A 967-nucleotide genomic window follows, 5' to 3' on the forward strand; every position below is an offset into this window, starting at 1 on the left:
CTTTAAACTTCTGTTATATTCTTTCCAGTTGCAAACTTTTTGTAGCTTTGACATACACACTTGTGGTTAAGTTTTTTGTCAATTTACTACTTTTCTTAGTTCGCAGCTACTTTTTTTTATATCTACGCAACAAGGTCTTGCAGGAATGACGGATAAGATAAAACCTAATATAAAAATAGTTTCTTTTGGCTCTTACTAACTTCTTCATTTACATTGTTATTATGGTGATGATAATTAGATTGGATCGTTATTAAATAATCACTTATTGCTTTAGAAAATTCTTCAGTTTTATAACGAAAGAAATGGTCAGCCCCATTGATAATGTTATAATCAACTTTAATATGGGATTGTTGCTTAGATAATCTATTTGCTAGGTCTTTTACATCATCTGCCGATACTATACTATCATTATCTCCCTGTAATATAAACCCTGGGATGGGACAAGGTGAAAGGAAAGAGAAGTCATATTTATGAATTGTATTAACCGGCGGCGAAATAGCAATAAAATGATTTATTTCCGGACGTCTCATTACAAGCTGCATAGCTATCCATGCTCCAAACGAAAATCCTAATATTAGATTGGATTGAGCATTTGGGTTATTCTGCTGTAACCAGTCGAGAGCTGCCCCCGCATCAACAACTTCACCGACTCCGTTATCAAATTTACCTTGCGAACCCCCTACTCCTCTAAAATTAATACGTAAGACGGTATAACCGTTATCTGCTAAAATTTTATAGGCATTATAAACTACTTTATTATTCATATTACCCTCATATAAAGGATGAGGATGAAGAACTAATGCAATAGGGGCATTAGGCGAGGTAGCTTTTGCATATCTTCCTTCAATTCGTCCTTCCGGACCGTTAAAATAAATTTGCGGCATAATTATTCATAATATTTAATTTGTTCGATATGTAGAAGTCAAGATTTAATCTCACAGACATTATAAAAATTATATCTGAATGT

The 967-nt window shown here is 33.4% G+C and carries 1 protein-coding gene; it reads right to left on the minus strand.

Annotated features, from left to right (window positions below):
• Positions 1-164 precede the first annotated feature (164 nt).
• Complete coding sequence (locus KYQ89_RS05125; protein ID WP_218460683.1) at positions 165-884, minus strand: alpha/beta hydrolase; 720 nt, start codon at positions 882-884, stop codon at positions 165-167.
• Between the last annotated feature and the right edge of the window lie 83 nt (positions 885-967).

The organism is Rickettsia sp. TH2014 (genome assembly GCF_019249195.1).
Classification (GTDB): Bacteria; Pseudomonadota; Alphaproteobacteria; order Rickettsiales; family Rickettsiaceae; genus Rickettsia; species Rickettsia felis.